Origin of the sequence: Geofilum sp. OHC36d9 (genome assembly GCF_052400685.1) — a bacterium.
GTDB lineage: Bacteria > Bacteroidota > Bacteroidia > Bacteroidales > Marinilabiliaceae > CAZHHH01.
Genome location: NZ_JBQTGJ010000001.1, coordinates 609,596 through 627,801 on the forward strand (window position 1 = coordinate 609,596; position 18,206 = coordinate 627,801).

At 39.5% G+C, this 18,206-nt stretch carries 15 protein-coding genes; 8 read left to right on the forward strand and 7 right to left on the reverse strand.

Translation table 11 applies throughout. The features are described from left to right. Positions 1 to 48: 48 nt before the first annotated feature. From ACT3CD_RS02200 to ACT3CD_RS02210, 3 genes are all read left to right on the forward strand, one after another. Positions 49 to 696 carry a cytochrome b/b6 domain-containing protein gene (locus tag ACT3CD_RS02200; RefSeq protein WP_444642509.1) on the forward strand — a complete coding sequence of 216 codons (648 nt, stop codon included), beginning with the start codon at positions 49 to 51 and terminating at the stop codon, positions 694 to 696. Next, complete coding sequence (locus ACT3CD_RS02205) at positions 683 to 1,204, forward strand: YeeE/YedE thiosulfate transporter family protein (RefSeq protein ID WP_444642510.1); 522 nt, start codon at positions 683 to 685, stop codon at positions 1,202 to 1,204. The genes ACT3CD_RS02200 and ACT3CD_RS02205 overlap by 14 nt, the downstream gene beginning before the upstream one ends. A gap of 75 nt (positions 1,205 to 1,279) precedes the next feature. After that, a complete protein-coding gene (locus tag ACT3CD_RS02210) occupies positions 1,280 to 2,479 on the forward strand; it encodes a YeeE/YedE thiosulfate transporter family protein (RefSeq protein ID WP_444642512.1) in 1,200 nt (399 codons plus the stop codon). A gap of 298 nt (positions 2,480 to 2,777) precedes the next feature. On the opposite strand, the gene ACT3CD_RS02215 is transcribed toward ACT3CD_RS02210, so the two are convergent. The 4 genes from ACT3CD_RS02215 to ACT3CD_RS02230 all read right to left on the reverse strand — a co-directional run bounded on the left by ACT3CD_RS02215 (position 2,778) and on the right by ACT3CD_RS02230 (position 10,622). Further along, the gene (locus ACT3CD_RS02215; RefSeq protein ID WP_444642513.1) at positions 2,778 to 3,149 is read right to left on the reverse strand and encodes a hypothetical protein; all 372 of its coding nucleotides are present in this window, start codon (positions 3,147 to 3,149) and stop codon (positions 2,778 to 2,780) included. Positions 3,150 to 3,391: 242 nt separating this feature from the next. After that, on the reverse strand, positions 3,392 to 8,230 hold the full coding sequence (locus tag ACT3CD_RS02220; RefSeq protein WP_444642515.1) for a RecQ family ATP-dependent DNA helicase: 4,839 nt from the start codon (positions 8,228 to 8,230) through the stop codon (positions 3,392 to 3,394). Positions 8,231 to 8,642: 412 nt separating this feature from the next. Further along, positions 8,643 to 9,680: a serine hydrolase domain-containing protein gene (locus ACT3CD_RS02225; RefSeq protein WP_444642517.1), complete on the reverse strand. Its 1,038-nt coding sequence runs from the start codon at positions 9,678 to 9,680 to the stop codon at positions 8,643 to 8,645. A gap of 219 nt (positions 9,681 to 9,899) precedes the next feature. After that, a complete protein-coding gene (locus tag ACT3CD_RS02230) occupies positions 9,900 to 10,622 on the reverse strand; it encodes a DUF6567 family protein (RefSeq protein ID WP_444642518.1) in 723 nt (240 codons plus the stop codon). 560 nt (positions 10,623 to 11,182) lie between these two features. On the opposite strand from ACT3CD_RS02230, the gene ACT3CD_RS02235 reads away from it, so the two are divergent. From ACT3CD_RS02235 to ACT3CD_RS02250, 4 genes are read left to right on the forward strand one after another with little or no spacing between them, the layout of a single operon-like run. Continuing rightward, positions 11,183 to 11,395 carry a DUF4492 domain-containing protein gene (locus tag ACT3CD_RS02235; protein WP_444642520.1) on the forward strand — a complete coding sequence of 71 codons (213 nt, stop codon included), beginning with the start codon at positions 11,183 to 11,185 and terminating at the stop codon, positions 11,393 to 11,395. A gap of 10 nt (positions 11,396 to 11,405) precedes the next feature. Further along, positions 11,406 to 13,010 carry a cytochrome ubiquinol oxidase subunit I gene (locus ACT3CD_RS02240; RefSeq protein ID WP_444642522.1) on the forward strand — a complete coding sequence of 535 codons (1,605 nt, stop codon included), beginning with the start codon at positions 11,406 to 11,408 and terminating at the stop codon, positions 13,008 to 13,010. After that, positions 13,010 to 14,143 (forward strand): cytochrome d ubiquinol oxidase subunit II, encoded by a 1,134-nt coding sequence (cydB, locus tag ACT3CD_RS02245; RefSeq protein WP_444642524.1) that lies wholly within the window; start codon positions 13,010 to 13,012, stop codon positions 14,141 to 14,143. Before ACT3CD_RS02240 ends, cydB begins: the two co-directional genes overlap by 1 nt. Before the next feature lie 17 nt (positions 14,144 to 14,160). Beyond that, positions 14,161 to 14,310 carry a hypothetical protein gene (locus tag ACT3CD_RS02250; protein WP_444642526.1) on the forward strand — a complete coding sequence of 50 codons (150 nt, stop codon included), beginning with the start codon at positions 14,161 to 14,163 and terminating at the stop codon, positions 14,308 to 14,310. 346 nt (positions 14,311 to 14,656) lie between these two features. On the opposite strand, the gene ACT3CD_RS02255 is transcribed toward ACT3CD_RS02250, so the two are convergent. From ACT3CD_RS02255 to ACT3CD_RS02265, 3 genes are all read right to left on the reverse strand, one after another. Beyond that, a complete protein-coding gene (locus tag ACT3CD_RS02255; RefSeq protein ID WP_444642528.1) occupies positions 14,657 to 15,382 on the reverse strand; it encodes a CDP-alcohol phosphatidyltransferase family protein in 726 nt (241 codons plus the stop codon). 131 nt (positions 15,383 to 15,513) lie between these two features. Beyond that, on the reverse strand, positions 15,514 to 16,557 hold the full coding sequence (locus ACT3CD_RS02260; protein ID WP_444642530.1) for a Gfo/Idh/MocA family protein: 1,044 nt from the start codon (positions 16,555 to 16,557) through the stop codon (positions 15,514 to 15,516). Positions 16,558 to 16,760: 203 nt separating this feature from the next. After that, a complete protein-coding gene (locus ACT3CD_RS02265; protein ID WP_444642532.1) occupies positions 16,761 to 17,030 on the reverse strand; it encodes a hypothetical protein in 270 nt (89 codons plus the stop codon). 309 nt (positions 17,031 to 17,339) lie between these two features. Between ACT3CD_RS02265 and hisG the strand changes: the two genes are divergently transcribed. Next, complete coding sequence (gene hisG / locus ACT3CD_RS02270; RefSeq protein ID WP_444642534.1) at positions 17,340 to 18,200, forward strand: ATP phosphoribosyltransferase; 861 nt, start codon at positions 17,340 to 17,342, stop codon at positions 18,198 to 18,200. Positions 18,201 to 18,206 lie beyond the last annotated feature (6 nt).

Sequence of the window (18,206 nt, forward strand, 5' to 3'; positions counted from 1 at the left end):
AAAGTATAGGCGCGTTTTATGTGACCTTAATAATTAAACGATAAACAGATGAAGAAGGTATATATATATAAACGGTTTGAGCGTTTTTGGCACTGGTCGCAGGCTGTGCTGATATTATTTTTGGCCCTGACGGGTTTCGAAGTGCATGACTCCATTCATCTTTTGGGGTATGAAAAGGCGGTGATTTATCATCAAACAGCAGGGTGGATGCTTCTGGGATTAATTGGACTGGCAATTTTTTGGCATGTTACAACCGGCGAGTGGAAGCAATATATTCCGTCATTTTCGAAATTGTCTGCTCAAATCAGGTATTATACTTATGGTATGTTTAAAGGAGAACCGCATCCGACTCATAAAACAGCCCGCAATAAGCTTAATCCGTTACAGGCCGTTACTTATCTTGGGTTTAAACTGGTGATGGCGCCTTTGTTAATTGTTACCGGTTTGATGTATATGTTTCATAGAACCATTGATGCCAATAATATGGTTCTTATCAGTGATATACCGCTTGAGATAGTGGCATGGCTGCATACCCTGGGAGCTTATCTGATTTTGATGTTTATTATTATTCATGTGTATATGACGACTACCGGAACGACTCCAATTTCAAATCTAAAAGCTATGTTGACGGGTTACGAACTGTTGGAGGATGAGCAGGACGATGTTAATAATGAAAAAGGAAATGATGAAGACTAATCAATACATGGATCCTTATCTGGCTGGGATACTGCTGGGTTTGGTGCTTTTGGCCACCGTTTATATTACCGGTCGTGGATTGGGAGCCAGTGGCGCAGTAAAGAGTGTGGTGGCCTCGGGCGTTAAGGCGACAGCGCCTTCGCATTACGAATCGGTGGCAGTGTATAGGGCGTATGCCGCAGAGCATCCGGATGGCACCATGAAATCATGGCTGGTATTTGAAATGCTGGGCGTGATTATTGGGGCTTTTATTTCAGGTCTTTTAGCAGATCGTATTGGTTTGAAGCTTGAAAAGGGACCTGCTGTTACAAATAAAACGCGCATCATTACAGCCATTATTGGTGGTGCATTATTTGGATTTGGCAGTCAACTGGGACGTGGCTGTACCAGCGGTTCGGCCCTGAGTGGTATGGCGGTGATGTCGCTGGGAGGTATTGTGACTATGCTGTCAATATTTGGTGGCGCTTATGCCATGGCCTGGTTTTTTAAAAGGTTGTGGTTGAAGTAGACGATACCGCTGGGTAATTTTTATCTAAACTTATCAAGCACCTGAGTTTTCTTGCTAACTCTAAATTGCTAAATTATGGGACCTTTAGTACCGGATATCATCAGTAATGAATTCAATTATTTTATCGCCATCATTGTGGGCATCGGTTTCGGCTTTGCGCTTGAGCAGGCCGGTTTTTCCAGTACCAAAAAACTGGTGGGGCTGTTTTATGGTTATGACTTTACCGTTTTAAAGGTGTTTTTTACCGCCGGAGTCACTGCAATGATAGGAATATTGCTGCTGGGGCATTTGGGGTTGTTGAATCTCGAATATGTTTTTGTGAATCCTTTTTTTGTAAGGTCGGCTATTGTGGGCGGACTGATAATGGGCGCCGGGTTTATTATCGGCGGCTTTTGCCCCGGTACCAGCTTTTGTGCCGCTGCTATCGGAAAAGTGGATGCCATGGCTTTCATCGTTGGGGCTGTTATCGGGATTTTGGTTTTTATGGAGGCCTTTCCATTGTTGGAGGATTTTTATAAAGCCGATGCCTTGGGGCCGGTGGTGATAGCCGACTTTTTTAATATGTCGAGAACTTCGTGGGCCGTAATTTTGACGGTCGTGGCTGTTTTGGCCTTTATTGGCGTGACGGTTATACAGCAGAAGGTAACCGGCAAAATGGCTGATTGGCGCAGACCTAATATTATTAAAATGATGAAGTGGGCTTTGGGGCCTGTTTTGGTTCTCGTGTTTATTGTTGCTACGCCAACGCGTGATGAGTATGTCATGGCGAAATTGGAGAAAAAAGCCCAAACAGGCGAATGTACGCCACGCGTCATCGATTCCGATAAACTGGCTTATGAGTTGGTGAATAATTATTATGCTTATAATGTGATTGATGTCCGCTCGAAAGCTGAATACGACTCATTCCATATCGCGACGGCCATAAATATTCCATTGAATGAACTTGGTAACCTGAGCTACCGGCCTTTGTTCAGGCAGCGAATCAAAACCAACCTTTTTTATGGTAATTCTATGAAAGAGGCCAGCAGGGCGTGTTTGTTGGCCCGGTATCATGGCGATAAAAATGGACTGGCTTTAAGGGAGGATGCCGCGGCGTTTCGGGAGCTCTTTTATGGACCTGTTACGAAAGATAGTCTTTTAACCAAACACGAATTAACGGTGTATTTGTTTCGGAAGGATGCTGCACAAAAAATGCGCGAGATTGAAGTGGCTGTCTCAAATTTGTCGAAGCCTGTGGAAAAGAAAGTGCGTGTGGTGCAGGGAGGCTGTAGTTAACACATTACCAAAAAAAATTGTTAAAAGCCGGGAGATGATTTGACTCTCCCGGCTTTTTGTTATATTAAACCCAGATAAAGCGGATTCCTATTACTAATAAACCTGCTAATAGAACGATGAAGGTGAATAGTACAAGGTCTGTTTTGCGGTTATTCTTTTTTTTATCTATTTGAGCTTCCATTTTATTTCTTTGTTAATTCAACATTTTAGGGTGCACAAAATGCCAGAATGCAGCTGTACATCCGATTTAAATTATGTCATTCTTTGTTGTAGAATGATGATCGTCAAAATGTTGAGGTTAACAGCGAAGGGATCGGATCCGTATGAAGAGAGGCGTCGCCGAAATTAAATGGTTACAATCACAACACCGTAAAGACGTGGTCTTCCAATCGGGTTGTTTTGATTCCGAAAAAGTTCGGGAAAGCGGATCCCATCCCTGGAACCATTCACTGGCTCCAAACGAATAAGTGGTTAAACTTGAATAATAGATGAAGGGTAACTGCGGTAGTTCCTGGAACTGTGACTGAGATATTTCGTTACGGGCCGTGACTTTTTCAAGGTCATTGTAGGTGACGGCCGCAACATACGACAGGCTCCTTGACCACGAAAGGGTGATCAGGATAATACTTGTCAGTAAATACAATGCAGATGTTGTTTTGCGACTGGTCATTTGTTCCAATTCTTTCGTTACAAAGATAATGATTTAATCATCTGGCATTGTTTTTTAGTCTTAAAAATAAAATATTGTATGATGTAATGATGTTCCTGTGGTTCTTGTTGTTGTGGAAAGTTTGGCTGGTGTAATAGTGCTTGCAAGAAAAGTCCAGTTTTTGCGTTATGCTTGTTCTTAAAATGGCCATATACGCCAGTAAATTTACATTTTTCAACCTTCGAAACGAGTATGTTTAGTTTTTATCTTTCCGACTTTCTAAACTTCAATTCCGGTAAAATTATTAAAATTTCATCCTCTAAATCTCCTTTTTGCCAATATACTATATAGTTTATTTTCGCCGCAGAGAGTTTATATCCTTTAGTCTCAAATTCTATAATTTTCTTTTTGTAGCTATTTGAAAATTTTACTACACAATTTCCATTTTTGTCAGAACACCCATTGCTATTTACAATTAGTTCATCACCGCATTTGAAGTTAGTTATAATATCCTGTTTAGAAATAAAATAGTCTAACCAAATATCTTTGTGAGACAGATGCATCACCAACGAGTTTGAAGGTCTATATTGAAAGTCATCGCTTATTCGTACTATTTTTTGACAAGAAATGTCGTCAAGGTAATTACCATTTAAATGAATTATTAGGTTTTGTTTAGCACGTGTCATTGCAACGTATAGCAGTCTTTTTTTCTTATCATCATCCGGATTATCACCATTCAGCATTAAGAAAATATTGTCAAACTCTTTACCTTTAGCCTTATGAATGGTAGAAACAAATATTGTTTCTACATTTGTAATAACAAAATCTTCAAATTTAGATTCCTTCACAAAAATCTCAAAATCAGATTGATATTTTTTTCTGGGATTGCTTAATTCAAAATCCTTAATTAGGTTAATACAAATATCAATCTTAGTGCTTTCCTTATATTTCTGCCAGAGGTTTCTTTTGGCAGTTTTCCAATTATTATCGCTGATAACAAATTTTATTTCAGAAAATTTAAGTTGCTCAATAAAATATCGTATCTCGACTAAGTTATATAAGCTGAAGCCATCATTGGATTGAATAAGTTTTGCCGGCAAGCCATTATTTAGTAAAAGTCCTTCTATTTGTAATGCTTCCGCGTTTGTCTGCGTTAAAACACAGGTCGTTCCTTTTAGATCAGAAGATAATATGCTTTTTACGACAGGTTCAATGAGATTAGAGCTGGAATACTTAATTATTTTTAATAATCCTGTTTCGCTTGTATGGGCAATGATAGGTGTAACTTTAAGGCGATGAGTAATTTTCTCAACAAATTGATTTGTAAATTCTACAAGATTTGCCTTGCTGCGGTAATTTTCAATTAGTTCAATTTTTTTGGCTTTTTGTTCTGTAATAAATTGTTCCAAATATTGAGAGCTCGCCCCTCTAAATTCGTAGATATTTTGGTCATCATCGCCAACGGCAATTACTCTCATTTCTTCATTTTGCTCCATCAACGCTTTGATTAACTCAAATTCATGACAATCCATATCTTGAGCCTCGTCAATAACCAAAACAGCTTTGGTTATGCGATTTATTTCAATATCCTCATTCCTGATTTTTTTAACAGCAGTACTAATAATAGTTTGTGATTTTTCGATTGACCCAACCTTGCCTAGCAAATCAAAACAATAGGCATGAAACGTTTTTATTTCAATAAAACCAGCTGCATTTCCAATTAAATCAATCAATCGTTTTTTAAACTCAGTTGCCGCTGCTCTTGAAAAAGTGACCATTAGTAGTTGTTCATGTTTCACATTTTCCAGAAGCAGCAAGGAAGCGAGTTTATGCACCAACACCCTGGTTTTGCCGCTGCCAGGCCCAGCTGCTACAGCAATATACGGGGAGCTCTGGTCTTTTATTATTCCTAATTGAGAAGGCGACAATTCTCCGAAAAGTTGTCTGAATTTCGCAGGAGTGATATTTCTTTTTATTTCATTTTGTCTACTGCCCTTAAAATATTTGTTCAAAAAAGACGCATAATTCAGTTGAAAATAATCTTCAACAAACTGTAATGCTTCTCTATAATCGCGAATCATTTTTTTAGCATATTCACCTACAATATGGATTTGCTGTATTTTATTTTCATAGAATTGGTTTAGTTTTTTATAGTCTTCCGTTTTATATCTTTTCTTATTATCCTGTTCAAGACGTTCAATGGTTAGTTTATTATAAACCACCAGAAAACCGCCTTCAATTTTTATGGCCTCAATTCTGGATAAATAGAATAAAGCATCTTCAATATCTGCGATTTTGATATTAAGCTTAAATAAAGCGTTTTGTTTTTCATATTCTTTTTTTAGTTGATGAACTGAGAACTCAACCAAAACTTGTTCTTTATTTGCCTCATTAGGGGATAGATTTTGGGCGCTTTTTACGTAAAGATAATCAACAATAAAACGGGCTAATTCGTGTCGTTTTTCGAGTTTAGCAATTAATTCCGTTTTTGAATAATTGGATACAATGATTAAATGATTTTTTGAAAAATCGTATTGTTTTCTTTTTAACCAATTTTTAATAACCCAGAAGTTGATTATGGTTCTTATCTTATTCGGTGAAGCGTCTGTACATCCTGAAACTTCGGCCTGCTCGTTCAGTTCCTTAATGTGAAAAGACTTTTCCTGTTCGTCAAACTGTGATGCCAGAAATTTCTCTATTTTACTAATTGAATTAACAATGCTTAGTGAGCGGTTTTTATTTTCATCTCTTTTGATAAAAGCTGTTAAATCTTTTGTGTCAGCGAGTATATTCTCTTCCCGTAATAGATTAACAACATTTATAACCTCCTCTTTTACAATTCCTAAATGGTCTGAAATATAGTCTATTCTTGATTCAGCTGCTTCATCAGTTGCCTGCTTTCTACTTTTACTTGAGAACAGTTTTTTGATAATTCGAACCGCTTGTTGTTTTTGTCTCTCATTAAATTTTTGCGATACGTTTATTTTTTCAATGGCTTCTTGTGCATTTTTGGATAGAATACTATTGGCAAAAATCCGCGGCATATTTTGCCCTCTTTTAAGATATCCGGCTTGTTCTAATGCGGAAATAGCAGTGGTAACTCGGGTTTCTATCTCAACTACATTGTCGTCCCAACCAGCTTTCCGCGCAATTTCTAATGCAGAATTAGAAACCGTTGACCGAAATCGTGTAATATCTTTTATCGCTTTCCAAATTTGTTGAATCTCTTTTATGTTTAATTTACTTTGATTGAGTAAAATAAAATGCTTGCTTAAATCTTCTTCATTAAAAAGGACATAACAATCGGCTGTAATATTCTCGTCCCGCCCAGCACGCCCAGCTTCTTGAATATAATTCTCAAGGGAGTCTGACAATTCATAATGAATAACCATCCCCACATCCTTTTTGTCAACTCCCATTCCAAAAGCAGATGTTGCAACCATTATGTTTACATCGCCACGAATAAAAGCGTCCTGGTTTTCTGACTTTTCCTGCTTATCCATTTTCCCATGATAGGGCTTTGCCAGATATCCATCATGTGATAGTCTCTCTGCAATTTGGTAGGCTTTTCTTGTTCTTGAAACATATATAATTGTTGGGCACTTTTTACCATCTATCAAATTTCGTAACGCATCGTATTTGTCTTCTTCGTTATCTTTGGGAATTACCTTATAGTTAAGGTTTGTTCGTGATGCTTTAGAACTAAATATCTCTAATTGTAAAGAAAGTTTTTCTTGAAAATAATCCTTGATATCCTGAATTACATTCTGTTTTGCTGTTGCAGTGAAACAAGATACCGGTATCCCATTTTCAAGGTTTTTCTTTTCTTGTAATGCTTTAATAAATTCGCCAATATAAAGGTAATCGACTCTAAAATCCTGACCCCACGATGAAAAACAGTGCGCCTCGTCAATGACGAATCGCACAACATTTCGCCCAAGCAATAACCTTTCAATTGATTTTGACCTTAGTGATTCCGGTGAAATATACAAAATTGACGCAGCTCCATTTTCAACTCTCTCGAAAGATTTTGCTCTTTCAATAGGATCTAGTAAACCATTTATTGTAACAGCTTCTGTGATGTTTGAATTTTCCAGATTATCTACCTGGTCTTTCATTAAAGATTGAAGAGGCGAAATAACGACTGTTAAGCCCTTTACACTTTCTCCACTCATCAGGGCAGGAACCTGAAAAGTGATTGATTTACCACCTCCGGTAGGGAACACTGCCAAAATGGACTTATTGTTAATAGCAGCTTTAACCGCATCTTCTTGCAACGTTTTACCTCCATAAGTTCTGTACGAATCAAACCCGAAATATTTTTTTAATCCAATTTTCGAATCGAGTGATTGATTGCAATAAGGACATCCTGACAAACAGTGATTGTTTCTTAATAAATACATTACTCTTTCGACTTCGGGATAATTCTTAATGACCCAAGGAGGTGTTATTGAATACCTGCTATTAGCGTTTATTAATGCCAGACAGTAAGCTAATTCTACGGGCGTTTCCCGAATTAATATTTCCAAATCAACATTGTGGCAAATTTTATCTAAAAAAAAATTCTGTATAAGACGGGCAATGTTAATATCGGAGATCGAATAATCAATAAAACTAAAGAACCAGCGAAATTCTTTTATGTCGCCTAATAATGTAACATAAATCTGTTTTAATTCATTATGCGTTTCCTGGAATGCTGATATTTCATCATAAAATAAGTCTTTAGCCTTTATTGCGTCGTTTAACGGATTATTAAGTTCTTCCGTTTGGAGTTTATCATCTTTTAAGAGTGCATGATAAGGTTTGCCGGGAAATAATAGAGGTGATAAATATAGTGTATCAATAATTTTAATGTTTGATAACACCCTATTTGTAGATTTTTCAATATATGGCAAGTCGTGGTTAATGATGTTATGACCACATACATATTCCATCTGACTAATAAAATTTAAAAGTTCCGAGACTGAATTCGAATGTAACCGTAATCCACTATCAGTTGTGCCACCAACATCAAGTATTTTTTTGCTTTTAACGTCGACTTCGGTATCAATGAAAACTATCTTAGTCATAGCTGCTGGTAAATGTAAGCCTTTTCTCGGCATGCACCCCGATGTTAACAGGCAGGTGTTGGCGTTGATGCTCGTGCAAGTTTATAAAAATTAAAAACAAAAAAAGATGTTAAATTTAATTTTGTTACGACATTGAAGATCCTTGTTTTGTTGTTTTATAGCCTTCAACAAGTAGAAAAGCAAAGGTGAAATCCTCATTAAAGGACCATTACCATTTGAGGAAACGTCAATGCACAAAAGTCCTTTATGTTCAGGTCGGATTCCTGGTACGCCTGATAAAGGCGTGTGAATGTTGATAATGTCATCCTCATTTTTTGCCGTCAAAGTAACGGCACTAGACGGGAGCGTGCAAGATGTAGGAGTCCGAAGGCTTACGGTATTGTTATTTGTCAAAAAATAGGCAGACTCAGGATTTATCGTATAGCAGGAGTTGCAGAATTTTCCGTCATGAGTTTGTTTTACTTCTTACAATTTTTACAACACGATTATATATTATCTCGGCTAAATTCCAGTCATACCCATCAAAATTAGTTGTGTTATTAAATTGAATAACAACGGCATCAATGTCTTTGTGGTATTTGGCAATACTTTGATAGCCCACCAGCAAACCGGTATGTTCGTAAACGTAAATGGAGGAGTAAATATCTTTTTCCCCTTCATTAAACACCGAACCATCGTTTAATGCGCGTAAAAACAGGCCAACATCTTCGGCCGTCGCTAACATTCCTTGTTCCTCGTTTTTAAAATCGGTGTCAACGCCAACATAATAGCCACTCATCACATCGTCCATATTCACTTCGCTAAGCGAGCCGAATGTATTCTTTAGGCCAAGCGGTATCAAAATTTCCTCCTTGATATATTGAAAATGGCTATAACCTACTACCTTATCAATGAGGTCAGCAATCAACATATAATTTGTGTTTGAATAGCCATAATCCTTATCCGGTTCAAAGTCTGCCGGTAAATCCAGTGCATATTCAAGTGTTTCCTGCTTATTTTTTGGTGGTTTTGTCCAATAATCAGGATGATCCACAAAATTGGGAATGCCACTCCGATGCTGCAACATCATCCTCAGGGTGATTTTTTCTGCGTTTTCAATACGACCGATAAGTTCCGGAAAGTAATCAGCAAGTGTTTTATCTAAAGACAAACGGCCGTCTTTGACTAATTTTGCGGCAGCAACCGCCACATATAGCTTGTTAATGCTGGCAATTTTGAACAAGGCTTGCGGATAGGCAGGTATTTTCTTTTTCCGGTTGTGCCAGCCTGCCGCATAAAACTGCGGTGGCTGCCCTGCCTGATCCACATAAACAATCATGCCATCAAATCCATGATCAATGGCTTCATTTAGTTGTTCCTGAACCGTATCAGGCAGTGGTAAAAGCCATGCCTTCACCAAAATCCATGGGACGAACCACAAAGAGGATATGCTTGCAATGATAAATACTATTCTGAGTATTCGTTTTATCTGTTTTTTTGCCATACTATCTCAAAATAATGCATTCTTAATTTTTCATAGGACTCACTGATATGTGCTGTCTATAAAGAGAGGCCTTTATAGACAGGCACTAAGTTTAGTTTAAATTGGATCATGAAACCTGTATTAAAACAGCTTTTATCGCTGTTGCTTTCTTCCTGCTTTTTTACGTTAGATGGGCTTCAATTAAAATACCAAAAGAAACTTCAGAACTAATAGCCGCGGTTATCGGGGATATTCCACTTCCAATATTTCACCCGGCAATTGTTTTATCAGCATATTCTTAATGCCTAAACCATACACATATCCGGTAATTGTTTTTCCTTCACCTAAAACATTCCCGGTCTCGGCATATCCATCGCCAACTTTATAGCCTTTGTATGATTTCCCTGTTTTGTATAGATATATTTTGTCAATGGAACATGTTTTTATTCTGAAATTGCTTTGTTTGGTTTTGTACAAAATTTTTAACCTGTCATTACTTTGGATGGATAAAATTGTCCCCTGCAGAGTCTTTTTATATAAAACAGAGTCTCCAATGCTAAACAATTCATTGGAGAAATCACCATCTCCAATTAGTTTTAAATATCTTTCTGAATAAACATCAGTTGAGTTGTCAGAGGCTGGTTTTACAACATCAGCACTCAGTATTGCCTTTGTTTGGCTTACTATCGGCCAAAATGAATTTTTAAAATCTAACGTAAAGTTAAAGTATTGTTCATTTGGTTGTAATGGCCTGTTTTTGATCATGTCCTTTTTTGCTTCAAGTACTAAAGCGTCTTTTGTCATACCCCCAATACCACATATTTTTTTCGTTTGGGATACACCAATCGCCATGTCTACGTACTCAATCCTTTTTTCGATGGTGCCAGAACTTATAGTTCCATGATGAGATGCACATGAACTGACTAATAAGCCAATAATAAAACTGAAAATTAACTTTTTCATAGTTGAATTAATTTAATGAATGTCGGTGTTATAACATTTTTAATAGGTGATGCACAAAAATTATTTATGTTCAGGCGGGATTCCTGATTAAATGTTGATAATGTCAGCCTCCTTTTCCTGCCATCAAAGTAGCGACATACGACTGAAACGTGAAATATGCAGGAGCCTGGAGGCTTATCTTAACATCGTTCAAAAACAGGTCCTCCCTTCCGGGACTTTTTGAAATCAACCATCTAAATTATTGAAAATTAATAGTTATCAAAAAGAATAAATGAAAATTAATTTTAAGGCAAGTTACCGATAGTCAAAGTTTTTGAGTGGCAAAAACCAAGAATTAATATTTTATGGTTCGAACTCGAAATTTCCCATGCACGCTTGTCGTGTTTTAGAAATTGCTAATTACAAACTGTTAACTGACAAAAAAACAAAGCAGATGCGTAATTTTTTTTGTTTTTGTCGAACAAGAGCCGCCGATATGGGTTTATGATAATGAAATATCTAGCCGGCATTTTAAAGATATTATAAAAAAAAGTCATAATTTGTGGGATAAAACAAAACCAATGGGAAAGGCTTCCAACGTTGTCAACTTTTATATTGAAGGGTTTAAGACCATGCCCAACTGGGCGCGCACCCTTTGGATTATTATTCTTGTAAAGCTTTTTGTGATGTTTGTGGTGTTAAAATTATTTTTCTTTCAGAATGAAATGAAGATTCATTACACCACCGACGAAGAGCGAGCCAACCATGTCATTGAACAGATTACCAATCCATAAAATTTAACAGATGCTTGAGAATATCGATTTTACGCTTGTTAATTGGTCGCGGGCACAGTTCGCGCTAACAGCCATGTTTCACTGGATTTTTGTCCCGTTAACCCTTGGGCTTGGTTTTATTATGGCCTATATGGAGTCTATTTATTTCAGAACGGGCGATCCGGAATGGAAGCGGATTACTAAATTCTGGATGAAATTATTTGGCATCAATTTCGCAATCGGGGTGGCTACCGGTATCATTCTGGAGTTTGAATTTGGCACCAACTGGAGTAATTATTCCTGGTTTGTAGGTGATATTTTTGGTGCGCCTTTGGCCATTGAAGGAATCATGGCCTTTTTCATGGAAAGTACTTTTATAGCCGTGATGTTTTTTGGCTGGGATAAGGTGAGTAAGCGATTTCACCTGACGGCGACCTGGCTAACAGCTGTGGGGGCCAGCCTCTCGGCGGTGTGGATATTGGTGGCAAATGCCTGGATGCAAAATCCTGTGGGAACCACGTTCAACCCGGATACGGCCCGTAATGAGATGGTCGATTTTTGGGCTGTCCTCTTATCCGAAACGGCCGTTAATAAGTTTGTTCATACCATTACCTCCGGATTTGTGTTGGGGGCTATTTTTGTGATTGGCGTCAGTAGTTGGTTTCTTATTAAAAAAAGAGAGTTTCTGTTTGCCAAACGAAGTATTGTTATTGCCGCGACTTTTGGGGTGATAAGCTCGGTCATTTTAATTGCTACGGGCGACAGCTCAGCCAAAGAGATTGTGAAAACACAGCCCATGAAGTTTGCTGCTATGGAGGCCCTTTATGAGGGGCAGACCCATGCCCCGTTGGTGGCTTTTGGTATTTTGAGCGGCAAAGAGCATCATAAAAATATGACGGCCGACAGTCAATCTGATTTTCTGTTTAAGATTGAGGTCCCATCTATGTTATCAGTCCTGGCCTATAATAGTCCCAAGGCTTATGTTGCGGGCATGAAAGATCTGATCTTGGGCAACGAGGCGCAGGGAATCATGTCGTACAAAGAAAAAATCAGGCGGGGTTATGAAGCCCAGCAAACCCTGAGAGCTTATAAAGCAGCACAAAAGGACGATCCGCAAGGTGAAACATTTTTGGCGCTGAGAGCGAAGTTTGAAGATCAGGCTTTTATGGATAACTATTTCCGTTATTTTGGGTATGGCAATTATTACCATCCCGATCCGGCACAACTTGAGAAGAATGCCTTTACCATGGTGCCCCCAATTTCCATGACGTTTTATGCGTTTCATATCATGGTGATATTGGGTGTTTATTTTCTGGGTTTGTTCATCGTTTTTCTGTTTCTGGCTATGCGCGATCAATTACATGATAAAAAGTGGCTGCTCTGGGCTGCTGTGTGGACTATACCTTTGGCTTATGTGGCCTCGCAGGCAGGATGGATTGTGGCAGAGGTGGGGCGTCAGCCCTGGGTTATTCAGGATTTGATGCCCACAATGAAGGCTGTGACTCAAATTGATACAGGATCGGTGATGATCACTTTCTTTCTTTTCACAGTCACCTTTATCGGACTGGCCATTGCCGAGGTGAAAATTATGCTTAAACAAATTAAAGTCGGACCTAAAAAAGGAGGAAACAAATAATGTTTGAAACTTTATCACATTTGGCGCTTCAGCAATATTGGTGGATGATTATTGCTGTTCTTGGGGCAGCTCTGGTTTTCCTTATGTTTGTGCAAGGCGGTCAAACGCTTATTTATACCATTGGTAAAACGGCCGATGAACGTTCTATGATTGTTAACACCCTGGGTCGTAAATGGGAATTCACTTTTACCACGTTGGTGACGTTTGGTGGCGCCTTTTTTGCCTCCTTTCCGCTCTTTTACAGCACCAGTTTTGGGGGTGCCTACTGGGCCTGGATGGTTTTACTCTTCGCATTTATTTTTCAGGCCGTATCGTATGAGTTTCGGAGCAAGCCTGAGAATTTTTTCGGGACAAGAGTGTATGAAGCTTTTCTTCAATTTAACGGCTTTGTAGCTACTTTCCTGTTGGGCGTTGTGGTGGCTACGTTTTTTACCGGGTCACCCTTTTTCATCTCCGACATGAAAGAGATGAGCTGGCAGGCGCCTACCCGTGGACTGGAATTGCTCCTTAATGTGCACAACCTGACTCTGGGTGTGGCTGTTTTATTTTTGGCCCGTACCCTGGGTTTACTTTATTTTATCAATACCATTGATGATGAGGTCATCCTGAAACGAGCCAAAAAGCACTTGTGGTATAATGCCATTCCTTTTGTGGTGTTCTTTCTCACATTTGTGGTTTGGCTGATGCTACGCGATGGGTTTGCCGTGGTCCCCGATACAGGACTGGTATTTATGCAGGCTAACAAATATTTTTTCAATCTTATTGAAATGCCGGTTGTTTTGGTGTTGTTTTTATTGGGCGTGGTGCTGGTGCTGTCAGGTATTGGGGTGTCTGTTTTTACCAATAAAACAAATGGAATATGGTGGACCGGCTCCGGAACTTTAATGACCGTGTTTGCACTGTTTTTGGTTGCCGGATTTAATAATACCGCTTTTTATCCCTCCAGCTACGATATTCAAAGTTCGTTAACCATTGTAAATGCTTCTTCCAGTCATTTTACGCTTACGGTGATGAGTTATGTGTCGTTGCTCGTACCATTTGTGATAGCCTATATATGGTACACATGGCGTGCTATTAACAAGCATAAGATTAATAAGGAAGAATTAAATTCACACGAATCGCATATTTATTAATGCTAAACAATTGATTTATGACTCATTTTGCCGCTATATTCTGGTATCTTTTTTTGGTTGCTGTGATTGTTGGTAGTTATTATGCTTCAGCTTATGCCATTAAACGTTTCGATAAAAAATGGAAGGAGACGACTCTGGCCGAAGAAAATGAGCTGACGGAAAGTTGATTCTTTTTGCTGTGTTATGATTTTTAAACCGATGATTGAGGCTCCCTTTTTTATTTTTGAAACTTCTTGATTATGGTTTGAACCATGTTTCGGCTTCAATGATTCGGAAGTGGTTTTTTGATCATTCCTTATTTTAAGGGTACTGAATAAAGGTTTTTCATTGTCTGAATATAAACAGGCGATATCCGGTTTGGGATGTCGCCTGTTTTCGTTAAGTGCGCTTTCTATAGTGTCTGTTCATAAACTAAATGTTTTAAATATAAAGTTCAAATTCAAGGCGTTTACTTTTCGTAAATGACTGTTTTTATGACAATCGTAACGCAGACGTTGACTTTACAGACAAACACTATTTGGTTACCATCAGAACGATGGAATATAAAATGTAAAGCAGAATAATAACCGACAGTCCGCCAACACCCAACAGCGCCAATGAAATAATGGCCGCCAGTAATAATACGTAACGGTGGATGTTTTCTTTGAAGCCAAAGCTTTTGAATTTGAGCGAAAACATGGGTATTTCACTTACCAGAAGTCCGGCAAAAACAGCCACAACAGCCAGTATCATCCATGGGGCGACATTTTGTAACAGACTTTGGCCACCGGTGTAAAGCATATATACCAGTGAAACGGTAAACATGCCGGTTGCCGTGGTGGTGAGACCGATAAAATTTTCGGTCTGACGGGTGTCGTTATTAAATTTGGCCAGTCGCAGGGCCGCGAAAACGGTCAGCATAAATGGCAGCAGAACCAGTATTTTTTCGGTTGTACCGAGGGCCATAAAGTTGGATTGCCAGCTGCCGGTGAGCAAAAAATGCATCAGCGATGAAAAAACGGCGGCCGGTGCCAGTCCAAAGCTAATGAGGTCGGCCAGCGAGTCCAAATCTTTGCCGATGTCACTATATGCCTTCAGGGCCCGGGCTGCAAAGCCGTCGAAGAAATCAAAGACGGAAGCCAGTAAAATGCACCAGGCTGTTAAGTCGGGACGGCCATTGATGGCCAAATAGGTGCCTATCGCACCCAGTAACAGGTTGCCCGATGTTAGGGAATTCGGAATGTGACGTATTATTGACATATCTGTTTATTTTCGGTGATATGCAAAGCTAAAATTTATTTTGTTACATAGATAGAGTCTGTCCATAAAGTCGGGAGTTTGTTATGCTGATCGGTAACCTCATATTCAGAAACAAATCCGATGGTCCTATTTTAAGCCTGCATTTTCAATAATATTTTCAGATGTTTTGCCGCTAATTCAAGCGGCATTAGTGGTTTTGCCTTCCCGTCCAGCACATCAATGAAATGTTTTGACAATTCGTTGTCGTCATCCTGTGTCGATACGTCTATTTCATAAGTTTTGGTGGTGGCATTGCCTTTGCCATCATTCGTAACCCCAAACACTTCTACGATGTTGGAGTCCCAGGTGCAGTATGATAGTTTAATGCCCCCTTTGGTGCCATAAATCCGCGTTTCGTTTGTGGCTTTCATATTGGCATGTGCCGCCCGTTCCCAGTAAAGTTTAAGCCCGCTGTTGAACTGTAATAGTGCGGCAAAGTGTTCCTCTACATCGTAGATTGGTGTGCCGGGATCTTTCTGGTCCAGATGACTGCGTAAAAACAGCGGATTCACAGCCGTTAGCTCCGGCAGGTCATTCATCACACCCAGATGAAACGACAGGTCGTATACGCCCCAGTCCATAATAGGACCGCCGCCCGATTTGGATCGGTCCAGAAACCATTTGGCGGACGGATGGTATTCTATTCCGGGTCGGCTTTGCATGGCCACTGAGTTGTGGTGTATATAATAGATCTCACCCAATATGCCGGACTCTATCAGCTCTTTTACAAACCGGTATTTGGGCTGTAAGCGCGCATGACGGCAGGAGCATTCCAGCACCTTCAGTTCCGGATGCCGCCGATGGGCCTTTACTATTTTATCTAGGTCCTCAGCCGATATGGCCATGGGCTTTTCGAGTAACACGTGCTTCCCGGCCGCCAGCGCGTCCAATAGCATTTGCGAATGCTGGTCGGGTGGTGACGCGATGACTACTGCCTCAATTTCGGGGTCGTTTAACAGATCATGGTAATTGGTTGACCCATGGGGTATGTCATATTTATTTTGAAAAGCTTTTAAAAGCGTCTCATTTTTGCGGGCTACACGCGTAATTTCAACGCGACCTGTTTTTTGTAAACCCAACGCATGTTTTTCGGCTATCATGCCTGCTCCAATAAGACCTGTTTTGTATTTCTGCATAGTGTATGATGTTATATTTTTTAATGCGCCATGTTTTTGAGCCTTATTGTTATCGGAATGAAGCGGGCCGGGAGAATTAATTTCCACAAGGAGAAGAATTCGTCTGGCGAGTTCCGTCTGGCAAAAACCGGGTATTAAGATACAAAACATTGAGATAACGAGGCAACCAATTTAGTTGGAGACTTTGTTATATAATAATTGCCTCACCAACCAATCCGTTTTTGATTCATTTCTTCGACCTCTTTGAGGTCGGATGTTTGTGCCCAATAATTAACTGCAAACATCAGAACGCCTCTGGCGTCCAATAGTGTGCACATAAAAAAAATTCCCTCCACTTCAAAAAATGGTCTTTTGTCGATATGTAAATGACCTTCCACTTCAAAACGTGATGTTTTGTACGTTTGTAATGGCGGCCCGAACATGGCGGTGGAATTCAGGTAAATTTCATTTTTAAGGTTTGCGTAGCTCCCCAAAGGTGTGTTTACTGTTGTTCGTGACCATTTTTACAGCGGGCGTAACGAAAAACGGAGTGTTTGTCTGATGACACGAAATATGACAAATTGCAGATTTTTTGGACTTAAAAATTTGAAACGAAAATAAAATATCATAGTTTTGTGATGAATTAAGACATTTAGAGATGATTTTTATTCTTCACATCAACGCTCATCATCATTTCCTTTCATAGAAGGGTGAGCTTGTTGTGTGTATAATATTACAAAAAGGCTTACCCCATCGTGGTAAGCCTTTTTTTGTATTCAAGTAATAACTTAAAAACTGAAATCATGGATACGACAGTTAGAATTGCGCTTCAAAAAAAAGGCCGTTTGTTGGATGATAGTCTGGCTTTATTGAAGGAGTCGGATATTAAATTTAATATCGGCAATGGCCGTTTGGTGGCTCAATCAACGGCTTTCCCCATTGAAGCTTTGTTTTTGCGCGACGATGATATACCACAAACGGTTCACGAAGGAGTGGCCGATATAGGTATTGTGGGCGAGAACGAATACCTGGAAAAAGGCTACGATTTGGATGTCGTTAAGCGTTTGGGTTTTAGTAAGTGTCGCTTGTCTCTGGCCATCCCCAAGAGTGATCATTATACCGGGGTGGGCTGGTTTGATGGTAAAAAGGTGGCCACGTCCTATCCTGAAATTCTTAAGAAGTTTTTTGCCAAAGAGAAAATCAACGCTGAAATTCATGAAATTGCCGGATCGGTGGAGATTGCCCCGGGAATTGGTTTGGCGGACGCCATATTTGACATTGTCAGTTCGGGGAGCACTCTTGTTGCCAATAGCCTGAAGGAGGTGGCTGTGGTTATGAATTCGGAAGCCGTTTTGGTGGCCAACAAAAATCTGGACGACGAGAAACGTGAAATTCTGGATCAGATGTTATTTCGTTTTCAAGCGGTGCAGTCTTCCGATTCAAATAAATACATTCTATTGAATGCGCCCAACGACAAAGTGAAGGATATTGTCGCCATTTTACCGGGGATGAAAAGTCCCACTGTTCTTCCATTGGCCGAAGCAGGTTGGTCGTCGGTACACTCGGTGATCAGTGAGAAGAAATTTTGGGAAGTTATTGATCAGTTGAAGGCAAACGGGGCGCAGGGCATCCTTATCATCCCCATTGAAAAAATGATTTTGTAAAAAAAT

What these genes read in the sequence shown, in the direction of transcription:
- ACT3CD_RS02200 (WP_444642509.1), top strand. Translation starts at nt 49, where the DNA reads ATGAAGAAGGTATATATATATAAACGGTTTGAGCGTTTTTGGCACTGG.
- ACT3CD_RS02205 (WP_444642510.1), top strand. Translation starts at nt 683, where the DNA reads ATGATGAAGACTAATCAATACATGGATCCTTATCTGGCTGGGATACTG.
- ACT3CD_RS02210 (WP_444642512.1), top strand. Translation starts at nt 1,280, where the DNA reads ATGGGACCTTTAGTACCGGATATCATCAGTAATGAATTCAATTATTTT.
- ACT3CD_RS02215 (WP_444642513.1), bottom strand. Translation starts at nt 3,149, where the DNA reads ATGACCAGTCGCAAAACAACATCTGCATTGTATTTACTGACAAGTATT.
- ACT3CD_RS02220 (WP_444642515.1), bottom strand. Translation starts at nt 8,230, where the DNA reads ATGCCGAGAAAAGGCTTACATTTACCAGCAGCTATGACTAAGATAGTT.
- ACT3CD_RS02225 (WP_444642517.1), bottom strand. Translation starts at nt 9,680, where the DNA reads ATGGCAAAAAAACAGATAAAACGAATACTCAGAATAGTATTTATCATT.
- ACT3CD_RS02230 (WP_444642518.1), bottom strand. Translation starts at nt 10,622, where the DNA reads ATGAAAAAGTTAATTTTCAGTTTTATTATTGGCTTATTAGTCAGTTCA.
- ACT3CD_RS02235 (WP_444642520.1), top strand. Translation starts at nt 11,183, where the DNA reads ATGGGAAAGGCTTCCAACGTTGTCAACTTTTATATTGAAGGGTTTAAG.
- ACT3CD_RS02240 (WP_444642522.1), top strand. Translation starts at nt 11,406, where the DNA reads ATGCTTGAGAATATCGATTTTACGCTTGTTAATTGGTCGCGGGCACAG.
- cydB (WP_444642524.1), top strand. Translation starts at nt 13,010, where the DNA reads ATGTTTGAAACTTTATCACATTTGGCGCTTCAGCAATATTGGTGGATG.
- ACT3CD_RS02250 (WP_444642526.1), top strand. Translation starts at nt 14,161, where the DNA reads ATGACTCATTTTGCCGCTATATTCTGGTATCTTTTTTTGGTTGCTGTG.
- ACT3CD_RS02255 (WP_444642528.1), bottom strand. Translation starts at nt 15,382, where the DNA reads ATGTCAATAATACGTCACATTCCGAATTCCCTAACATCGGGCAACCTG.
- ACT3CD_RS02260 (WP_444642530.1), bottom strand. Translation starts at nt 16,557, where the DNA reads ATGCAGAAATACAAAACAGGTCTTATTGGAGCAGGCATGATAGCCGAA.
- hisG (WP_444642534.1), top strand. Translation starts at nt 17,340, where the DNA reads ATGGATACGACAGTTAGAATTGCGCTTCAAAAAAAAGGCCGTTTGTTG.